The sequence below is a fragment of the Pseudomonas sp. S3_A09 genome (genome assembly GCF_054668065.1).
Genome location: NZ_CP162752.1, coordinates 1125859 through 1143451, shown reverse-complemented (window position 1 = coordinate 1143451; position 17593 = coordinate 1125859). Strand labels below are relative to the sequence as shown.

Genomic DNA, 17593 nt, shown 5'->3' with positions numbered 1-17593 from the left:
GATAGGTTCAAGGGCCCGTGTTTCCGGGGCCGATTCACGATTAATCAGGCAGTTATCGGCCTACACTCAAAAAGCCCACGGACGACATGACAAAACCCACCTCGGCCGTTAACATGCACGCCGTCCGTCGCCACACTCACAGCGCGACGGCTGTCATTTGTCCCAGTAGCTCAATTGGATAGAGCATCCCCCTCCTAAGGGGAAGGTTGGCCGTTCGAACCGGCCCTGGGACACCAGATACAAGGCCCCGCACAGTTCCTTCTGGCGGGGCTTTTTTGTGGGCGCTTTCCGAAGATGAGTCGAACCTTGCCTGGGTTCTGGGTTCACACCACTGGCATCGTGTATTTATAGCAATCTGTGTATCCCGCGAGCAGCCGGACAGCGTCTGAGTCTTTAAGCAAAATAATCCCCGGAAACAGCGCCTACCGCCTGTCCGGACCCAGTCACCCCGGACTATCATGCCGATAGCCCTGTCTCTCACCGCAAGGAGCCGCTCGGAACGCCGATGCGCCAGATCTGGAAATCTTTTCGAGCCCTTTATTTCGCCTCCTTGATGATGCTGATCGGCTCCGGCCTGCTCAGTACTTATCTGGCATTGCGCCTGGCGGCCGACCACGTCGACAGCCTGTGGGTCGGTGCGCTGATGGCGGCCAACTATTTTGGCCTGGTCCTGGGCGGCAAGATCGGGCACCGCCTGATTGCCCGGGTCGGGCATATTCGTGCTTACGCCACCTGTGCCGGGATCGTCGGCGCGGCGGTGTTGGGCCACGGCCTGGTCGACTGGCTGCCGGCCTGGATCGTGCTGCGGATAATCGTGGGCCTGGGCATGATGTGCCAGTACATGGTCATCGAGAGCTGGCTCAATGAGCAGGCCGACGCCAAGCAGCGTGGTGTGGTGTTCAGCGGCTATATGATCGCGTCCTACTTGGGCCTGGTGCTCGGCCAACTGATCCTGGTCATGCACCCTCAGCTCGGTCTTGAATTGCTGATGCTGGTCGCGCTGTGCTTTGCCCTGTGCCTGGTGCCGGTGGCCATGACGCGACGGATTCACCCGGCGCCTCTGCATCCTGCGCCGATGGAGCCGCGCTTCTTTATCAAGCGCGTGCCGCAGTCGCTGAGTACTGTGCTTGGGGCGGGGTTGATCGTCGGCTCGTTCTACGGTCTGGCGCCGCTGTACGCTTCTCAACAGGGCTTGACCACCGAGCAAGTGGGCCTGTTCATGGGTAGCTGCATTTTTGCCGGGCTGGTGGTGCAGTGGCCATTGGGCTGGCTGTCGGACCGCTATGATCGCGCGCTGCTGATCCGCTGCTTTGCCCTGTGCCTGGCAGTGGCGGCGTTGCCGCTGGCGATATTGACCCAGGTGCCGCTGGAAGTGCTGTTTGTCGCAGGCTTCCTCTGCTCCCTGGTGCAGTTCTGTCTTTATCCGCTGGCGGTAGCGTTCTCCAACGACCATGTGGAAGGTGATCGCCGTGTATCGCTCACGGCCATGCTGCTGGTGACCTACGGCGTCGGCGCCAGTATCGGGCCGTTGCTCGCCGGTGTGGTGATGAAGCTGTTCGGCAGCCAGATGCTGTATGCGTTTTTCAGCCTGTGTGCGTTGATCCTGGTGTGGCGTATTCGGCCCAAAGCGGTGACCAACCTGCATCAGGTGGACGATGCACCGTTGCACCACGTGGCGATGCCCGACAGCATGTCCAGCTCGCCGTTGGTAGCGGCACTTGATCCGCGGGTGGATGAGGCGGTGGTGCAGGAGCAAATGCAAACTGCGGTCCCGGAACCTGAGCCGGAAGCCGAGCCGGCCCCAGAAGTGGAGGAGCCAGCCTTTGTCGGGCCGCCTGAGCCTGTGGGGCCAGACGAGCATCCTCACGACTTGAGCAGGGCGCGCCCCTGAATGCAAAACGGGCAGATCCCATCAGGATCTGCCCGTTTTTTTTGCCGCGATCGTTAAGTGTTAAAAATCGTCGTCTTTGTCGAAGCGACGTGCTTCGCGTTGCAGTTGGTACACGAACCGCTCGACCTGGCGCTGCACCAAGCCGCTCATGTTGTGGAAGCGCACGCCGGCGAAGGTCGTGTTGATCTTCTCTTCGAAATGCAGGTAACGCAGTTCGACAGCGGTGGTCATGCTGCCAAAGGGCAGGGCGGCGATAAAACGGTCATAGACCTGGCCCAGTTGCAGTCGCTCGGAGATATCCCCTTCAAAGCGCAATTTGCAGCCAGTGGCGGAAATATCCAGCAGCTTGCCGCTGATAGGCGCCTTGAGCTTCTCGCCACCCAGCTCGATGTTGACCAGTTGTGCCAGCTTCAAGGCGGCGCGGAAGGCATTGCGGCGCTGATGGTAGACCACTTCGTCGGGCATGTTGCCGGTGTAGATGCGGTGGCCGTCCTTTTCGCTGATGCTCAGGCTGCCGTTGCTTTCCCAGGCAACGCGTACACCCTCGTGGAAGCCTTCGATGCGGAAGGGTTCACCGTTTTCCAGGTAGCGTTCGCCGTCACGGGGGATCATTTCATCCAGGGCCAGGGTGCCGCTGTCCCGATTGACGTCCACCAGGTAGCTCTGGAAGCGCTGGCTGCGTTCATGGAAGGTGATGATCAGCGGGTCATGGCTGTCTTGCAGCATCCGCAAAGTGCTGGCGATTTCCAGAGGGGTGGTGAGGACCTTGGGTGGCTGCGGAGCATCTTCCGCATTAAGGGCGTTGAACACGGTTCTTCCATCTCCAGACAAAATACGACTACACGCAAGAGCGGGCATTTTGCCAGTATGTGGCGCGCCTTGGATAGGTCGCGCTGTAATCCGGCGTCAGGCTTGGCTGCGGGTGCTTGGCTTGACCAGGCGCGAGGTGGAGCCTTGAGCGTTGTAAAGCGCCGGGGGCTCGCCGCCGTGAAGTATGCGCAACTGGTTGGCGGTCGTGGCTTGCTGAAGCTGGATCGACTGACCGTTGAGCAGGTTGGCTTCCTGGCACTGGGTGAGCAATTGATTGAGTTCTTTGCTCTGGGCCAGCAATTGATCGCCAACCGTGGAGTGGCTGGCCAACTGTGCCAGGCCGTCATGGTCTGCCGGCAGGCCCAGGCTGGTCAGGATCTGGCTGCGTTTCTTGCCGTGCTGTTCCAGCAGGACAATCAGCGATTGCTTGCGCGCCAGGATTTCTTCCAACAGGGGCATGTCTCGGCCGTAGAGGGCCAGGGATTCCTCCCTGAGCAGCTCGAGCAGCTGTTGTGTCGGCGCTAGATCATCAATGATCAGTTGAAGCAGATTTTCGTCGTGATGCATGGCTGGCCTTGGGGTTTAAGCGTCCAAAAGCCCGGCGCAGGCCTTTGCCTAGCGCTCGGCTTCGAAATTAAGCAGCTTGCTGGCTACACGGTTGCTGTCGACTTGATAGCTGCCATCGGCGATTGCCTGTTTCAATTCGGCCACACGGGCTTTATTGACCACCGGTTGATCGCGCAGCGAGTCAGTGACCTTCTGCAACTGTTGAGCCTCATTGCTCAGGTGTACGGATTCCCCGCTCTGGCTGGCGCTGGCCTGTTCCGCCTTGGCAGGCAGTGGCTGGGCCTTGGCTTCTACGCTGTCCTTGGTGCCAGTAGCTCGCGTAGGGGCCGACGTGGTCGGGGTGTTATTTAAACGACTGAAATCGATGACCATGATCAAAAAACCTCTGGGTATTTGGACGCTTGCCATGTTTTCGGCCATACCCGGACAAACTTTAGGCGCGAATGACAATAAATCTCCGCACGGCACTTCTCATGCACAGTGTAGGAAAACCCAGCGTCCTGTACCAGTAATCTATAACGCGACCTCGACTTGCCCAGGGGCTGTCACCCGCGCTTTGATCACGCGGTTGGAGTTGAGGTTCTTGACGCGAATCTGTTCGCTCATGCCGCCGTTGGACAGCGCTTCCCCCGGCATCTTCACTTGAAGCGCACCGCTGCTGGCGGAAATCACCACTTGGTCGCCCTTGCGAATCACCTCGGCTTGCTCAAGATGCACCAGAGTGATGACTTGGTCAGTGACCACTGGTCGGGTCAATTTTTGCCCGATGGCCTGGTCGAGGGACGTCAGGTAGCCCTGGCTGATCATGCTGATGTCGCGTTCGCGTAGTACAACGTCCTCAAAATCGATGATCCCGGTGCGCTTGAGTGGGCGAGCCACCACCACTACATCACGGAACAGCTTCACCTGGGCCGGCACGAACACCGTCCAGGGCGAGGCGCCGTCGCAGCGCACCTTGACCGTCACCCGGCCAATCGGCTGAGCGGGGCTTTCCAGGGTGGCTGTCAATTCCTTGTCGCACTTTGGCATGCGCAAGCGCGGGTCCAGTTGGTTGACCTGGATTTCATAACGCCCCGGTGTCTGGGTGGTCGCCAGATAATCTTCTACAGTGAACTCAAGAAAGCCTTGGGTGACGCCGATAAGTAGATCAGGCAAGGTGACGTTGTCCGCACGGGCCGTAGTGCCCAGGCCTAGGGCAAGCAACACCAGCGGTGCGCAGAGCAATCTGCGAAACCGTGTCAGGATGGGGCGTCGGGAAACTGTCGTTTTAATATCCATGACCAATAAATAGCAAAGGCCGTGCCGTTTAGCGTTGGTGCGCGTCACTGCCCTTATAGGTATGGCCAAAGGTTCAGCGTGGGAGTCAAGGCATGGCAGGAGTAATGGATTCAGTAAACCAGCGCACACAGCTGGTAGGGCAGAATCGCCTGGAGTTGTTGCTTTTTCGCCTGGATGGCAAGCAGCTGTATGGCATCAACGTGTTCAAGGTGCGGGAAGTGCTGCAATGCCCCAAGTTGACGATCATGCCCAAGTCCAGCCCGGTGGTGTGTGGCGTTGCCAACATCCGTGGTGCGACGATCCCGATTCTTGACCTGGCCCTGGCCACGGGTTCGGCAGGATTGCAGGACCGTGAGAGCCCGTTCGTTATCATTACCGAGTACAACACCAAGACCCAGGGTTTTCTGGTGCGCTCGGTGGAGCGCATCGTCAACATGAACTGGGAAGAGATCCATCCGCCGCCCAAGGGCACCGGTCGCGATCACTACCTCACGGCGGTGACACGGGTGGATAACCAGTTGGTGGAAATCATCGACGTGGAGAAGATCCTCGCCGAAGTGGCGCCGACCTCGGAAACGATTTCCGTGGGGGTGGTGGACGCCGAAACCGCGCACAAGGCCGTTTCCCTGCGGGTGCTGACGGTGGACGACTCCTCGGTGGCGCGTAAACAGGTGACCCGTTGCCTGCAGACCGTCGGCGTGGAGGTAGTGGCCCTCAACGACGGTCGCCAAGCGTTGGATTACCTGCGCAAGCTGGTGGACGACGGCAAGAAGCCGGAAGAAGAATTCTTGATGATGATCTCCGACATCGAGATGCCGGAAATGGACGGCTACACCCTCACGGCCGAGATACGCAACGATCCACGCATGCAAAAATTGCACATCATCCTGCATACTTCGTTGTCGGGGGTATTCAACCAGGCGATGGTCAAGAAGGTCGGTGCCGATGACTTCCTGGCCAAATTCCGTCCTGATGACCTGGCATCCCGGGTAGTCGACCGGATCAAGGCAGCAGATCACGGCTAGGGGGCATTTCCCCTGGCGGTCACACGATTTAAGAGGCGGTATCATTGTCTACGGGTAATTTGGATTTCGAGCAGTTCCGGGTCTTCCTGGAAAAAGCCTGTGGCATATTGCTCGGTGAAAACAAGCAGTACCTGGTATCCAGCCGTCTCAACAAACTGATGGAGCAGCAGGGCATCAAGTCGTTGGGTGAGCTGGTTCAGCGCATCCAGGGGCAGCCGCGCAGCGGGCTCAAGGAGATGGTGGTCGATGCCATGACCACCAACGAAACCCTGTGGTTTCGTGACACCTACCCCTTTGAAGTGCTCAAGAACAAAGTGCTGCCGGAGGCTATCAAGGCCAGCCCGGGCCAGCGCCTGCGGATCTGGTCGGCCGCCTGCTCTTCGGGGCAGGAGCCCTACTCGATTTCGATGTCCATCGATGAGTTTGAGCGGACTAACATGGGCCAGTTGAAGGCCGGAGCGCAAATCGTCGCCACCGACCTCTCCGGCACCATGCTCACCAATTGCAAGACCGGCGAGTACGACAGCCTGGCCCTGGGCCGTGGTTTGTCCCAGGAACGCCTGCAACGTTACTTCGACCCGAAAGGGGCTGGGCGTTGGGCGGTCAAGGCGCCGATCAAGAACCGTGTGGAGTTTCGCTCGTTCAACCTGCTCGACAGCTACGCCAGCCTGGGCAAGTTCGACATGGTGTTCTGCCGCAACGTGCTGATCTACTTCTCGGCCGAAGTGAAGAAAGACATCCTGCTGCGCATCCATGGCACGCTCAAGCGCGGCGGCTATCTGTTCCTCGGCGCTTCGGAAGCGCTAAATGGTCTGCCGGACCATTATCAGATGGTGCAGTGCAGCCCTGGGATCATTTACCAGGCCAAATAGTACGCAAACCTAAATGTGGGAGCGGGCTTGCTCGCGAATAAGGTCTGTCAGTCATAGATAAGTTGACTGCTCCACCGCATTCGCGAGCAAGCCCGCTCCCACATTTGTTTTGCGGCAACCCTCCCAATAGCGGCAACCCCCCATTGCCGCTTTACTGGCGCCACGCGGAAAGCGTTTGCCGCTTTTCTGGCATTGCCACCCGGCAATCTCCCCTCAAGCCCTTGATTTACTGGCCTTCAGTAGATTGGCATGCACCTTGCTATAACCCAGTTAACGAACAGCAGGTCAGCCCTTAAAGGTTTCCACCATGAGCATCAGCTTCGATAAAGCGCTCGGTATCCACGAACAAGCCCTGGGCTTCCGCGCCCAGCGTGCCGAAGTCCTGGCCAACAACATTGCCAACGCCGACACCCCGAACTACAAGGCTCGGGATTTGGACTTCTCCGCCGTGCTCGCTGCACAGCAGGACAAGACCAAGAACGGCACCTTCGCCTTGAACATGACCAACAGCCGTCATATCGAAGCGCAAGGCCTGAGCAATGGTGACGAGTCGCTGCTGTATCGCACGCCGATGCAGCCGTCGATCGACCAGAACACCGTCGACGCGCAGCTGGAGCAATCGGCCTACGCCGAGAACTCGGTGAACTTCCAGGCCAGCTTCACCCTGCTTAACAGCAAATTCAAAGGGCTGATGTCAGCCCTGCGTGGAGAGTAAGCCATGTCCCTGTCCAGTGTTTTCAATATTGCCGGCAGTGGCATGAGCGCGCAGACCACGCGCTTGAACACCGTCGCCAGTAACATCGCCAACGCCGAGACCGTGTCTTCGAGCATTGACCAGACTTACCGCGCCCGTCACCCGGTGTTCGCCACCATGTTCCAGGGCGGCCAGGCAGGTGGCAGTGATTCGTTGTTCCAGGACCAGGGGGCCGCAGGCTCCGGCGTGCAAGTGCTGGGTGTGGTCGAAGACCAGAGCAACCTTGAAGCCCGCTACGAACCCAACCATCCCGCCGCGAACGAAAAGGGTTATGTCTATTACCCGAACGTCAACGTGGTCGAGGAAATGGCCGACATGATTTCCGCCAGCCGCTCGTTCCAGACCAATGCGGAAATGATGAACACTGCCAAAACCATGATGCAGAAGGTCCTGACCCTGGGTCAGTGATAAGGGGCGCCAAATAATGGCCATCGTTGATACGAGTAACAACACGCCAGTCCAGGACCTTTTCAATTCCAAGGTCAAAACTGCCCAGGACAACAGCAGCGTCACTGATGCTGCCAATAAGGCCACGGGCAAACAATCGCTGGGCAAGGATGCATTCTTGCAGCTGTTGGTCACCCAACTGAAAAACCAGAACCCGCTGTCGCCGCAAGACAACGGCGCGTTCGTGGCCCAGCTGGCGCAGTTCAGCAGCCTGGAAGGCATCAACACCCTGAATGATTCGGTGAATGCGATCTCCAGCAACTTCAGCTCGTCGCAAGCGCTGCAGGCGTCGTCGCTGGTCGGGCGCTCGATCATCATCCAGACCGACAAGGCCATGGTTGATACCAGCAAGAGCATGACCGGATCGGTGGATGTCACAGCGGCGACCGGCAATGTCTCCGTCAAGATCACTGACAAAGACGGCAATGTGGTGCGCACCATCGAAATGGGGGCCCAGAGCGCCGGTACCCAGAGCTTTATCTGGGATGGCAAAAACGACAAGGGTGAGGTCGCTCCTGCGGGCACCTACACCTTCAATGCCACCACCAAGAACGACAAGGGTGATGCCGTCGCCCTGAGCACTTCGCTGCCGGCAACGGTAACGAGCGTGACCTTGAGCAAGACCGGCGGCGAAATGCTGCTGAACCTGGCAGGCGGCATGGGCAGCGTCAAGCTGTCGCAAATTCAGACTATCGGTACATAGAGCCGGCTAAATACGGCAGAGGGAGAGAAACATGTCTTTTAATATCGGCCTTAGCGGGCTCTATGCGGCCAACAAACAACTGGACGTGACCGGCAACAACATCGCCAACGTGGCGACCACGGGCTTCAAGTCGTCCCGTGCGGAGTTCGCGGACATTTACGCCGCCTCCAAACTGGGCACCGGCCAGAACAGCATCGGCAACGGTGTGAACCTGGCGGCCGTGTCCCAGCAGTTCACCCAGGGCGACGTCAATGGTAGTGGCGGTATCCTGGACATGGCGATCCAGGGCGGCGGCTTCTTCGTGCAGAAGGGCAGCGACGGTTCGCTGGAATACACCCGTAGCGGTGCCTTCCGTGCCGACAAAGACGGCTACATCACCAACAACACCGGGACCTCGCGCCTGCAAGGCTATGCGGCGGATGCGGACGGCAAGATCATCAAAGGCGGCCTGACCGACCTGCAACTGAACCTGTCGAACCTGCCGCCCAAGGCGTCCACCAAGGTAGATTCCACCAGTAACCTGAACTCCTCGGAGCCGGTGATCGACCAGACGGCCAAGCCGTTCAACCCGAACGACACCAGCACCTTTACCACTCAGTACAGCACCACGTTGTACGACTCCCAGGGTAACGCGCACCCGATGGTGCAGTACCTGGTGAAAACCGACGGTAACAAGTGGAACGCCTACACCCTGATCGATGGCCGCAACCCTAACGGTTCGGCGCCAACCGGCACTCCGTCGACCCCGCCAGTACCGTCGGCACTGACCTTTGATGGCAATGGCAAGCTGACCAGTGTTGTGACCGGCGGTGTGTCCGACAAGACCCTGACCATCGCCGGTTGGGTCCCTGGAACTGTGACTGATGGTGTGTGGAAGGCCAACGGCGCCAATGCCAACCCGACCGGTATCGCGGTCAACATGGCCAACATCACCCAGTACAACTCGGCCACCTACCGCAACCCACCGGTCACCGATGGCTATGCCACCGGCCAGATCACCGGCCTGAAAATCGACGGTAACGGCGTACTGTTCGCAACGTTCAGCAACCAGCAGAGCAAGGCCATCGGCCAGATCTCCCTGGCCAGCTTCAACAACGAACAAGGCCTGCAGCCTGCCGGCGGTACCTCCTGGAGAGAGACCTTCGCTTCGGGCCAGCCAGGTTACGACACCCCGCAAGCGGGCACCCTGGGTTCGATCGTGGCCAACTCCCTGGAGAACTCCAACGTCAACCTGACCAACGAGCTGGTAGACCTGATCAAGGCCCAGAGCAACTATCAGGCGAACGCCAAGACCATCTCCACCCAGAGCACCATCATGCAGACCATCATTCAGATGACGTGATGCGGTAGTGCTCTATAGAAAGCCCCTCGAAAGAGGGGCTTTTTTTTGCGTGTCATTTGGCCTTAGGACCTTTCCCACCGTTGCTGTAGTCAGGGGATGACGCGCGACTACCGGAACGTATCACATCGCTCCTTCCACTCATTCAGGCGTAGGCCGTTTGGATCATATGGGGAGGGTTTGGTATGTGGAGTTCGTCAGCATCCGCCCAAGAGGCTGGAGGTGCACGTCGCAACGTTGCCTGGGGTGGGAGTTACCCGGTAGATGCACGTCGTTCGGACACTACAACGCAGGACGTAGGGTCCAATAAACAAGCTATCAGTCAGTTGCTCAAAGAAATTGAAGATGCCGAGAAAACGTCAAAGAGCCAGGTCGTACGGGATCTGCGTGACAAGCTGAATAAAGTACGAGGGGAACTGGGTGACGAGAAATTCAAGGAGGTCCTTGAGGAGCTGAAGAAAGATAAGGCTGATGCCTGGTGGGCGTGGCTGAAGGCCCTGTTTCCGGATCTATTTCCAGATGATTCGCCTTTGGAGTCGCCCTCTCCAGCACCCTCTCCACGTGGAGGCGGAGGGGGTGGAGGAGGCGGAGGCGGCAATAGAGTCAACCCGCAAGGCTTTGGGCCCGCCGACGTCATGAGCAACAAGCCCATTACCGAGGGTGCTAAATATTTCAACTACAAACCTGACAACAGTAACCCAGGTAAAAAGCCAGACAATATCTGGAGCGGATTCAGCCAGGGGCCTGATGGAAACTGCGTGACTGTTTCGTCAATCAAGGCCGCGATGATGCAGTTCGGGCAGAAACCCACCGACGTGTTCAAAGAGGTGAGGGAGACGGGCAGTGGCTATGACGTGACCATGCGAGATGGGGTCAAGGTTTCTTTTACTAAAGATGAATTGAGGCAGGCTGCCACTCAAGCTCGTTTCAAGGGAGATGATCCGCAGATGATCACGGACGCCAACTTCATGTATGCAGCGAGCGCGAAGCGGGCACAGATGGAAAACAACGATGGCACGGCGGGGCGAAGCTTCCAGGCTGCAATGAACAGCCTCAATGATGGTGAGGGCTCGCGCGAGGGGCTAAACCGCTTGGGTCTTAAGGGGCACTACAGGCCGGCGACAGACTCTGATTTGAGAAGCAGCAAGGTGGGGACGGTGGAGTACGGAGGCCATTCGATGGCGGTGATCGATGGTCGAATAGAGTTGTGGGGTCGACGCGGTGGGGTGCCCCAGTCGGGTATGGCGACCGTGTTGTTCTGAGGTTCCGGTCTTTCGTCCTGGCCAATAAAAACCCCCGATAAACCCCAGTGAATCCGGGGTATATCGGGGGTTTTTCAGTTCCGGGTGATTAAACCCGGAACTGCCTCAGCTTATTGGCAAGCTTCGCAATCCGGCTCGTCAATCGCGCAGGCCTTTGGCACTGGCGCCGGGCCGGCTGGCGCTGCAAGCACCGAATCATCACCGTGGTTGCCACCGCTGGAAACAGCGTTCAGCTTACCGGTGTTGATGGTCGACTTCTCGGTGCTGGTCGCGGCCAGGGCGCGGAGGTAGTAAGTGGTTTTCAGGCCACGGTACCACGCCATGCGGTAGGTCACGTCCAGCTTCTTGCCCGAAGCGCCGGCGATGTAGAGGTTCAGGGACTGGGCCTGGTCGATCCACTTCTGGCGACGGCTGGCGGCGTCAACGATCCACTTGGTGTCCACTTCGAAGGCCGTCGCGTAGAGCTCTTTGAGTTCTTGCGGGATGCGCTCGATCTGCTGCACGGAACCGTCGTAGTACTTCAGGTCGTTGATCATGACCGAGTCCCACAGGCCGCGGGCTTTCAGGTCGCGAACCAGGTACGGGTTGATCACGGTGAATTCGCCCGACAGGTTCGATTTCACATACAGGTTCTGGTAGGTCGGTTCGATCGACTGCGATACGCCGGTGATGTTGGCGATGGTGGCGGTCGGTGCGATGGCCATGATGTTGGAGTTGCGAATACCTTTCTGCACGCGGGCACGTACCGGCGCCCAGTCCAGGGTTTCGTTCAGATCAACGTCGATGTACTTCTGGCCACGGGCTTCGATCAGGATCTGTTGCGAATCCAGCGGCAGGATGCCCTTGGACCACAGCGAACCCTGGAACGTCTCGTAGGCGCCGCGCTCGTCGGCCAGGTCGCAGGAAGCCTGGATCGCGTAGTAGCTGACCGCTTCCATGGACTTGTCGGCGAACTCGACCGCAGCATCCGAACCGTAAGGAATGTGCTGCAGGTACAGCGCGTCCTGGAAGCCCATGATGCCCAGGCCCACTGGACGGTGCTTGAAGTTGGAGTTCTGCGCCTGTGGCACCGAGTAGTAGTTGATGTCGATCACGTTATCGAGCATGCGTACTGCGGTGTTGACGGTGCGCTCCAGCTTGGCGGTGTCCAGCTTGCCGTTGACGATGTGGTTCGGCAGGTTGATCGAGCCCAGGTTGCAAACGGCGATCTCGTCCTTGTTGGTGTTCAAGGTGATCTCGGTGCACAGGTTCGAACTGTGGACCACGCCCACGTGCTGCTGCGGGCTGCGCAGGTTGCACGGGTCTTTGAAGGTCAGCCATGGGTGGCCGGTTTCAAACAGCATGGACAGCATTTTGCGCCACAGGTCTTTGGCCTGGATGGTCTTGAACAGCTTGACCTTGCCTGGGTATTCGGTGAGGGCTTCGTAGTACTCGTAGCGCTCTTCGAAGGCTTTACCGGTCAGGTCGTGCAGGTCCGGGACTTCGGATGGCGAGAACAGGGTCCATTTGCCGTCATCGAAGACGCGCTTCATGAACAGGTCAGGGATCCAGTTGGCGGTGTTCATGTCGTGGGTGCGACGACGATCATCACCGGTGTTCTTGCGCAGCTCGATGAACTCTTCGATGTCCATGTGCCAGGTTTCCAGGTAGGCACATACAGCGCCTTTGCGCTTGCCGCCCTGGTTGACCGCAACGGCGGTGTCGTTCACGACTTTCAGGAAGGGCACAACGCCCTGGGACTTGCCGTTGGTGCCCTTGATGTACGAACCCAGTGCACGCACCGGGGTCCAGTCGTTGCCCAGGCCGCCGGCGAATTTGGACAACATGGCGTTGTCGTGGATCGCGTGGTAGATGCCCGACAGGTCATCCGGCACGGTGGTCAGGTAGCAGCTGGACAGCTGTGGACGCAGGGTGCCGGCGTTGAACAGGGTTGGGGTCGACGACATGTAGTCGAAGGACGACAACAAGTTGTAGAACTCGATGGCACGGTCTTCTTTCTGCTTCTCTTCAATCGCCAGGCCCATGGCCACGCGCATGAAGAACACTTGCGGCAGTTCGAAGCGGATACCGTCCTTGTGGATGAAGTAACGGTCGTACAGGGTCTGCAGGCCCAGGTAGGTGAACTGCTGGTCACGCTCGTGGTTGATCGCCTTGCCGAGTTTTTCCAGGTCGAAGGTGGCCAGGATCGGGTTCAGCAATTCGAATTCGATACCCTTGGCGATGTAGGCAGGCAGGGCCTTGGCGTACAGGTCGGCCATTTCGTGGTGGGTGGCGCTGTCGGCGACTTTCAGGAAGCCCAGGCCTTCGGCACGCAGGGTGTCCATCAGCAGGCGCGCGGTCACGAACGAGTAGTTCGGCTCGCGTTCAACCAGGGTACGGGCGGTCATCACCAGGGCGGTGTTGACGTCGGTCAGGGCCACGCCGTCGTACAGGTTCTTCAGGGTTTCGCGCTGGATCAGGTCACCGTCGACTTCTTCCAGGCCTTCGCAGGCCTCGGTGATGATGGTGTTCAGGCGACCCAGGTCCAGCGGCGCAAAAGTGCCGTCGGCCAGGGTGATGCGGATCGATGGGTGAGCCTGTACGGCGGCTTCTTCAGCCGGGGCACGTACAGCGCGCTCCTTGGAGCGGGCATCACGGTAGATCACGTAGTCGCGGGCAACTTTCTGCTCGCCGGCACGCATCAGGGCCAGTTCGACCTGGTCCTGGATTTCTTCGATGTGGATGGTGCCGCCCGAAGGCATGCGACGCTTGAAGGTCGCGGTGACTTGTTCGGTCAGGCGGGCAACGGTGTCGTGGATGCGCGACGAGGCAGCAGCGGTGCCGCCCTCAACTGCAAGAAACGCTTTGGTGATGGCGACGGTGATTTTGTCATCGGTGTAAGGGACGACAGTGCCGTTACGCTTGATCACACGCAATTGGCCGGGTGCGGTGGCTGACAGATCCAGGTTCGAATCGGCGGCCTGCTGCACGGAGCCTTGCGGGTTCTCGCGAGTTGTGTCGGTTTGCATGGGGGGTTGTCTCCACGTTCTATATTTGATTGCGAGTGCCAGGCTCTTCCTGCAACACCCGTACCGTTTTCCATATCGGGGATGGGAAACAGCTGCCATCCGCGTGAGCGGTTTGGTCTACTGAAAATCGGTTGGTTCCATGCTGCGGTAGCAATAAAACGCTTGAATTTCTTGCCACTTGTGTGGTTGGGCGCTTTCTTGAAAAACCCCACATGTAGGGTCTTATTCAGTGCCGAGGTACAAGATAATGCGTTTTTGAGGGGTTAGCAACGCAGTAACCTGTGGATAACGCTGTGGGTAAAATGTGTAAGAAAGGTTGAATGGGCGTGTAGGCCGCATTGCTGCTGGATTACGCCGTTTGTCATTAATTGTTTCGGGCTTAAAACAACCTGCCCATTTTCGAAGGGCGCGAACCCTATCACAAAAAAACGCGATCACCGAATGGATTTCCCGGCTTGTGTTTGAGGGCTGGCCCGTGGCTACAATCGACCGTATCGGGCTACGCAGTTACCCAGATCATGCCCGCCTTTTATGACAGACATTGAGGTCACCCGTGGAGCAAGAAGCCTGGCAGGTATTGATAGTCGAAGACGACCAGCGACTGGCCGAATTGACCCGTGAGTATCTGGAGAGTAATGGCCTGCAGGTGTCCGTGGAAGGCGATGGCGCCCTGGCAGCGGCGCGCATCATCGCCGAACAGCCGGACCTGGTGATCCTCGACCTGATGCTGCCCGGCGAAGACGGCTTGAGCATCTGCCGCAAGGTGCGCCAGCGCTATGACGGGGTGATCCTGATGCTCACCGCGCGTACCGATGACATGGACCAGGTGCTGGGCCTGGACATGGGAGCCGACGATTACGTGTGCAAACCCGTGCGCCCGCGCCTGTTGCTGGCACGCATCCAGGCCCTGCTGCGGCGTAGCGAACCGACCGAACCGGTTGCCGTGGAGAACCAGCGCCGCCTGCAATTCGGCCCCTTGGTGGTGGACAACGCCCTGCGTGAAGCCTGGCTGAACAATGACGGCATCGAGCTGACCAGCGCCGAGTTCGACCTGTTGTGGCTGCTGGTGGCCAATGCCGGGCGCATTTTGTCCCGCGAAGAACTCTTCATCGCCCTGCGCGGCATCGGCTATGACGGTCAGGACCGCTCCATTGACGTGCGTATCTCACGCATACGCCCCAAGATAGGTGACGACCCGATCCACCCGCGCCTGATCAAGACCATCCGCAGCAAAGGCTATCTGTTCGTCCCCGAAGCCGCCGCCGACATGCCGCTGTGAACTCGATCTTCCTGCGCATCTACGGTGGCATGTGCGCGGCGCTGATCCTGGTGGCGCTGCTCGGCGTGCTGGCCCTGCACCTGCTCAACGAGGTGCGCAGCGGCCAATACCGCGAGCGCCTGGCCCACGGCACCTTCGCCTTGATGGGCGATAACCTGCAACCCATGAGCCCCATCGAGCGGCAACGGGCCCTGGCGGTGTGGGAGCGTTTGCTCGGTATCCCGCTGGAACTGCGCCCCCTGGCCGATGCGCAACTGGATTTGAGCCAACGCAATCGCCTGCAACGCGGCCAGGTGCTGGTGGAGCAGACCGGGCCGCACGCCGCGCGAGTACTGCGTTTGGTCAATGATCAGGCGCAGTTGGTGCTCATGGGGGAAGTGCAGCAGATCAGCGAACAGCTGGCGCGTGCGACGATCTACCTGCTCGCCGACGAGCTGGTGCGCTTCCCCGTGGCTGAACAGCCGCAGCGCCTGGCGGATATAAAAGAAGCCAAGGGGTTTGGCTTCGATATGCATTTGATGACCCTCGACCAGGCCGACATGGACGAAGACCAGCGCCGCCGCGTCTCTGAAGGCGACACGGTGATGGCCCTGGGCAAGGGCGGCGACTCGATCCGCGTGTTTGCCGGCATGGTCGGTACGCCGTGGGTGCTGGAACTCGGGCCGCTGTATCAAATGAACCCTTACCCAGCGCAATGGTTGATCCTGATTACGTTGATCGGCCTGACCCTGATCGGTTTGATCGTCTATCTGTTGGTGCGCCAGCTTGAACGGCGGCTGCGCGGCCTGGAAGCCGCCGCCACCCGCATCGCCAAGGGCAACCTGGAAGTCCGCGTACCGGCCCGTGGTGCTGACTCGGTGGGGCGCCTGGCCGCCGCCTTCAATGGCATGGCCGAGCACTTACAGCAGTTGCTGGCGATCCAGCGTGAACTGGTGCGCGCGGTGTCCCACGAATTGCGCACGCCGGTGGCGCGCTTGCGTTTCGGCCTGGAGATGGTCGGTGATGCCACCACGGCCGAGGCGCGGCGCAAATACCTGGAAGGCATGGACAGCGATATCCAGGACCTCGATGGCCTAGTCGATGAAATGCTCACTTACGCGCGGCTGGAACAAGGCTCGCCAGAGTTGAATTTCCAGCGGGTCGACCTCGATGCGCTGCTCGATCAGGTCATAGGCGAATTATCGCCACTGCGTCCGCAGGTCAGCGTAAGCCGGGGCATTTGCCTGTCTTCGGCCCATTGGGATGATGCCTGGGTGGATGCTGAGCCACGTTACCTGCACCGTGCGTTGCAGAACCTGGTGAGCAATGCCATGCGTCATGCCCAGGGCCACGTGTTGATCAGTTATCAGGTGGGCCAGGTGCGCTGCCGCATCGATGTCGAAGATGATGGGCCCGGTGTGCCTGAGAGTGCCTGGGAGCGCATTTTCACGCCATTCCTGCGCCTGGACGACAGCCGCACCCGTGCCTCCGGCGGGCATGGGTTGGGGCTGTCGATCGTGCGACGGATTATCTATTGGCACGGCGGGCGGGCGTTGATCAGCAAGAGCAACAATTTGGGTGGGGCGTGCTTCAGTCTGAGTTGGCCGAGGGGTCAGGAGAAAACCTAAGCCTGGATGGCGACCAGGCTCAGCAACTGCCCATCATTCACCGAAAACTGCGCGTTCAGCTCTTTGCCGTGGCACCACTCGCTGGACAGGTCTGTCAGCAACCGCAGCCGTAGCTGGCCCGCGTCGGACCACTCCAGCATTTCGGCATGCTCAAAATAGAAGCGCTTTTGCACGATCGGGTACAGCGCCTTGAACAGGCTCTCTTTGGCCGAAAACGTCAATGTCACCAGCTGTGCGATCTGTTCTCGCGGCAGCGTCGCCATCCGTTGCAGTTCATCGGCCGTGAGGATCTCCCCAGCCAAGCGCTCCGCCCGCTCCAGTGTCAGTACATTCTCCAGGTCCATCCCCAGCCCGCGCCATTGCGCCGTGTGCGCGACAATCGCGGCGGCATGCCCGGTGCTGTGGGTGATGGAGCCACAGATATGCGCAGGCCACACCGGCGCACGGTCTTCACCGATGGCGGGGATATAGTTGAGGTGATCGAGCTGTTTCAGCGCGGCGCGGGCGCACAGTCGGCCGGCCAGGAACTCGGCCTGACGCTTGGCCACCGAGCGCTGGATGCTGGCCGGAGGCGGCACGGCGCTGCGCTGGAAATCGCCGGCCGTCAATAAAGCCGGATCAAAGCGGGTGCTGAGAAACACCGTACCCGGCAAGGGGACGGGCAGCGGCCAATGGGCGTCGAGTGGGGTGCAGCAAGCGGGTAGGGAATTCATGGGCGGTATTTTGCCGAGTTGATGGGCAACAGGATAGC

Annotated in this window: 16 protein-coding genes and 1 tRNA gene; 11 read left to right on the top strand and 6 right to left on the bottom strand. The window is 59.4% G+C overall.

Features of this window, described 5'->3' with window-relative positions; all coding sequences use genetic code 11:
• Nucleotides 1–159 precede the first annotated feature (159 nt).
• Both AB4N92_RS05400 and AB4N92_RS05395 read left to right on the top strand, forming a co-directional pair.
• A tRNA-Arg gene (locus AB4N92_RS05400) sits at nucleotides 160–236 on the top strand.
• A 269-nt stretch (nucleotides 237–505) separates the two neighbouring features.
• A complete protein-coding gene (locus tag AB4N92_RS05395) occupies nucleotides 506–1891 on the top strand; it encodes an MFS transporter (protein WP_010208337.1) in 1386 nt (461 codons plus the stop codon).
• A 60-nt stretch (nucleotides 1892–1951) separates the two neighbouring features.
• Here AB4N92_RS05395 and AB4N92_RS05390 read toward each other — a convergent pair whose 3' ends face one another.
• The 4 genes from AB4N92_RS05390 to flgA all read right to left on the bottom strand — a co-directional run bounded on the left by AB4N92_RS05390 (nucleotide 1952) and on the right by flgA (nucleotide 4546).
• Nucleotides 1952–2701 (bottom strand): flagellar brake protein, encoded by a 750-nt coding sequence (locus AB4N92_RS05390; RefSeq protein ID WP_010208338.1) that lies wholly within the window; start codon nucleotides 2699–2701, stop codon nucleotides 1952–1954.
• Nucleotides 2702–2797: 96 nt separating this feature from the next.
• Nucleotides 2798–3268, bottom strand: a complete 471-nt coding sequence (locus AB4N92_RS05385) for a flagella synthesis protein FlgN (RefSeq protein ID WP_010208339.1) — start codon at nucleotides 3266–3268, stop codon at nucleotides 2798–2800.
• Nucleotides 3269–3316: 48 nt separating this feature from the next.
• Nucleotides 3317–3640, bottom strand: a complete 324-nt coding sequence (gene flgM, locus AB4N92_RS05380; RefSeq protein ID WP_010208340.1) for a flagellar biosynthesis anti-sigma factor FlgM — start codon at nucleotides 3638–3640, stop codon at nucleotides 3317–3319.
• A 141-nt stretch (nucleotides 3641–3781) separates the two neighbouring features.
• Entirely contained in the window at nucleotides 3782–4546 is a 765-nt protein-coding gene (flgA, locus tag AB4N92_RS05375; protein ID WP_032882708.1) for a flagellar basal body P-ring formation chaperone FlgA, read from the bottom strand.
• A 92-nt stretch (nucleotides 4547–4638) separates the two neighbouring features.
• Here flgA and AB4N92_RS05370 point away from each other — a divergent pair, with 92 nt between their 5' ends.
• From AB4N92_RS05370 to AB4N92_RS05340, 7 genes are all read left to right on the top strand, one after another.
• A complete protein-coding gene (locus AB4N92_RS05370; RefSeq protein ID WP_010208344.1) occupies nucleotides 4639–5571 on the top strand; it encodes a chemotaxis protein CheV in 933 nt (310 codons plus the stop codon).
• A 44-nt stretch (nucleotides 5572–5615) separates the two neighbouring features.
• Entirely contained in the window at nucleotides 5616–6443 is an 828-nt protein-coding gene (gene cheR, locus AB4N92_RS05365; protein ID WP_010208345.1) for a protein-glutamate O-methyltransferase CheR, read from the top strand.
• Nucleotides 6444–6750: 307 nt separating this feature from the next.
• Entirely contained in the window at nucleotides 6751–7158 is a 408-nt protein-coding gene (gene flgB, locus AB4N92_RS05360) for a flagellar basal body rod protein FlgB (protein ID WP_010208346.1), read from the top strand.
• A gap of 3 nt (nucleotides 7159–7161) precedes the next feature.
• Entirely contained in the window at nucleotides 7162–7605 is a 444-nt protein-coding gene (gene flgC / locus AB4N92_RS05355; RefSeq protein ID WP_010208347.1) for a flagellar basal body rod protein FlgC, read from the top strand.
• Between the two features lie 16 nt (nucleotides 7606–7621).
• Nucleotides 7622–8347: a flagellar hook assembly protein FlgD gene (gene flgD / locus AB4N92_RS05350; protein WP_010208348.1), complete on the top strand. Its 726-nt coding sequence runs from the start codon at nucleotides 7622–7624 to the stop codon at nucleotides 8345–8347.
• 31 nt (nucleotides 8348–8378) lie between these two features.
• Entirely contained in the window at nucleotides 8379–9689 is a 1311-nt protein-coding gene (gene flgE / locus AB4N92_RS05345; RefSeq protein ID WP_236267649.1) for a flagellar hook protein FlgE, read from the top strand.
• A gap of 182 nt (nucleotides 9690–9871) precedes the next feature.
• On the top strand, nucleotides 9872–10948 hold the full coding sequence (locus tag AB4N92_RS05340; RefSeq protein WP_236323491.1) for a hypothetical protein: 1077 nt from the start codon (nucleotides 9872–9874) through the stop codon (nucleotides 10946–10948).
• 110 nt (nucleotides 10949–11058) lie between these two features.
• Here the strand turns inward: AB4N92_RS05340 and AB4N92_RS05335 are convergent, their stop codons facing one another.
• Nucleotides 11059–13956, bottom strand: a complete 2898-nt coding sequence (locus tag AB4N92_RS05335) for a ribonucleoside-diphosphate reductase subunit alpha (protein ID WP_010208351.1) — start codon at nucleotides 13954–13956, stop codon at nucleotides 11059–11061.
• 553 nt (nucleotides 13957–14509) lie between these two features.
• Here AB4N92_RS05335 and AB4N92_RS05330 point away from each other — a divergent pair.
• Together AB4N92_RS05330 and AB4N92_RS05325 are read left to right on the top strand one after the other, a co-directional pair.
• Complete coding sequence (locus AB4N92_RS05330) at nucleotides 14510–15235, top strand: response regulator (protein ID WP_010208352.1); 726 nt, start codon at nucleotides 14510–14512, stop codon at nucleotides 15233–15235.
• Entirely contained in the window at nucleotides 15232–16842 is a 1611-nt protein-coding gene (locus AB4N92_RS05325; protein WP_176332394.1) for an ATP-binding protein, read from the top strand. Before AB4N92_RS05330 ends, AB4N92_RS05325 begins: the two co-directional genes overlap by 4 nt.
• On the opposite strand, the gene AB4N92_RS05320 is transcribed toward AB4N92_RS05325, so the two are convergent.
• Entirely contained in the window at nucleotides 16839–17555 is a 717-nt protein-coding gene (locus tag AB4N92_RS05320; RefSeq protein WP_029529055.1) for a 4'-phosphopantetheinyl transferase family protein, read from the bottom strand. The genes AB4N92_RS05325 and AB4N92_RS05320 overlap by 4 nt on opposite strands.
• Between the last annotated feature and the right edge of the window lie 38 nt (nucleotides 17556–17593).

Coding starts and splice junctions, on each gene's coding strand:
- AB4N92_RS05335 (WP_010208351.1), bottom strand. CDS start 13,956: ATGCAAACCGACACAACTCGCGAGAACCCGCAAGGCTCCGTGCAGCAG.
- flgC (WP_010208347.1), top strand. CDS start 7,162: ATGTCCCTGTCCAGTGTTTTCAATATTGCCGGCAGTGGCATGAGCGCG.
- AB4N92_RS05385 (WP_010208339.1), bottom strand. CDS start 3,268: ATGCATCACGACGAAAATCTGCTTCAACTGATCATTGATGATCTAGCG.
- flgB (WP_010208346.1), top strand. CDS start 6,751: ATGAGCATCAGCTTCGATAAAGCGCTCGGTATCCACGAACAAGCCCTG.
- flgM (WP_010208340.1), bottom strand. CDS start 3,640: ATGGTCATCGATTTCAGTCGTTTAAATAACACCCCGACCACGTCGGCC.
- AB4N92_RS05370 (WP_010208344.1), top strand. CDS start 4,639: ATGGCAGGAGTAATGGATTCAGTAAACCAGCGCACACAGCTGGTAGGG.
- flgA (WP_032882708.1), bottom strand. CDS start 4,546: ATGGATATTAAAACGACAGTTTCCCGACGCCCCATCCTGACACGGTTT.
- AB4N92_RS05340 (WP_236323491.1), top strand. CDS start 9,872: ATGTGGAGTTCGTCAGCATCCGCCCAAGAGGCTGGAGGTGCACGTCGC.
- flgE (WP_236267649.1), top strand. CDS start 8,379: ATGTCTTTTAATATCGGCCTTAGCGGGCTCTATGCGGCCAACAAACAA.
- AB4N92_RS05320 (WP_029529055.1), bottom strand. CDS start 17,555: ATGAATTCCCTACCCGCTTGCTGCACCCCACTCGACGCCCATTGGCCG.
- flgD (WP_010208348.1), top strand. CDS start 7,622: ATGGCCATCGTTGATACGAGTAACAACACGCCAGTCCAGGACCTTTTC.
- AB4N92_RS05395 (WP_010208337.1), top strand. CDS start 506: ATGCGCCAGATCTGGAAATCTTTTCGAGCCCTTTATTTCGCCTCCTTG.